2 pseudogenes are annotated in these 1,293 nt (G+C 41.9%); one reads left to right on the top strand and one right to left on the bottom strand.

What is annotated here, in order from left to right:
• Positions 1–390: 390 nt before the first annotated feature.
• A pseudogene (locus AC1DUO_RS25065) lies at positions 391–759 on the top strand (colicin V secretion protein CvaA); the annotation flags it as partial.
• A gap of 302 nt (positions 760–1,061) precedes the next feature.
• Here the strand turns inward: AC1DUO_RS25065 and AC1DUO_RS25060 are convergent.
• A pseudogene (locus AC1DUO_RS25060) lies at positions 1,062–1,293 on the bottom strand (hypothetical protein); the annotation flags it as partial.

The following is a 1,293-nucleotide window of genomic DNA, read 5'->3' as shown; positions in this document are numbered from 1 at the left end:
TTTTTCTTAAAGTGCCTTTCACTCCTGTCATCATTGGCAAAATATTCTGCTATTCAGCTGTTATTGCATTAGTTTATTTGTTTGTTACAAGCTCCTGGTGGAAAAGAAATATATTGAAGCTAAAAAATTGACATTAAGAATTTTTATCCACCTTAAGCTATACTGCATCTGTTCAAAAGGTATTTAATCACCCCTGGTCAAGTGTCGTTAAACAACACCAAGAGATTTTTGGAGTGACAAGTTGAATCTATTGGAGTTTCCAAAAAAAGTCCTTGCTATTTTCATGTCAAATGTTGACAAGAAAAAATAATGACTAATATTAATTGTAATTTAAATATTGTTTAAGATCTATTTTTAACATGCGTTCTAATATATTAAGGATAACGGAAGGTGTTTCGTCAGGAAGCGATAAATAGTAGAAATTTAAAATGGCGCGGTAGAGCACTCCTCCTTCCCGGGATTCCCTTATGACTCATAGCCAGCTTATGCATGTTATTTATGGTTGCCTTCTTAGTCTTTGCCATCTTCGGTACTTACACTCGGCGTGTCAGCGTCTCCGGTGAAATCTCAACCTATCCACGTGAGGCTAATGTCTATTCAAGTGTCCAAGGAGTTGTGATCAAACAATTTGTCACCGTAGGGCAAGAGATTAAAGCCGGCTCACCTATTTACCAAATAGATGTGAGTAAAAGTACYCGCAGCGGCGTAGTCAGTGATAACCAGCGTAGAGATATCGATAGCCAATTATCCCGAATTKCTTAAATTATTAGTCGACTCGAAGACAGTAAGAAAAATACTATTTTTTCTGGAGGTTCATCAGGCGCGGGAATTAAATCCCATTCAAACGCAGGATAGATTCAAGCAAGCCAACTTATCGTCAAAATCGGTGTTGCAAAAACGGGAGTGACCTTAGATTCATTTTCCAAGCGGCCCCTATTCAGTAGAGACAAAATTGCCGCCAGGATAGGCGGCTTCGCGAATGTCGTTCATCGACTAAGTTTATTAGCAGAATGCACTAATGTAGACGAAAAAGGCTGCTTGCTAACACATTCTTTTTTGTACTATTTATTCGAGGCAGCAGTACCCATACCTGGGCCTCCACCGTCAGAACCCTCCCCACCATTACCGCCATTTCCATTAGAACCATCCCCGGCGTTACCTCCATCGCCGCTCACCCAGTAAGGCGGCCACACTCCTTCCTGCGACTCTCCGTTGATGCTGACACCTTTCTCCGGGGCAAACATTCGTTCTCCGCCGTTCCAGKCAAAGGTTACGTGCTCACGGCTGACCAGG

The organism is Rahnella sp. P4_A8 (assembly GCF_056402435.1).
The sequence above is the reverse complement of the archived record's forward strand: the minus strand, read 5'-3'. Positions and strand labels throughout refer to the sequence as shown.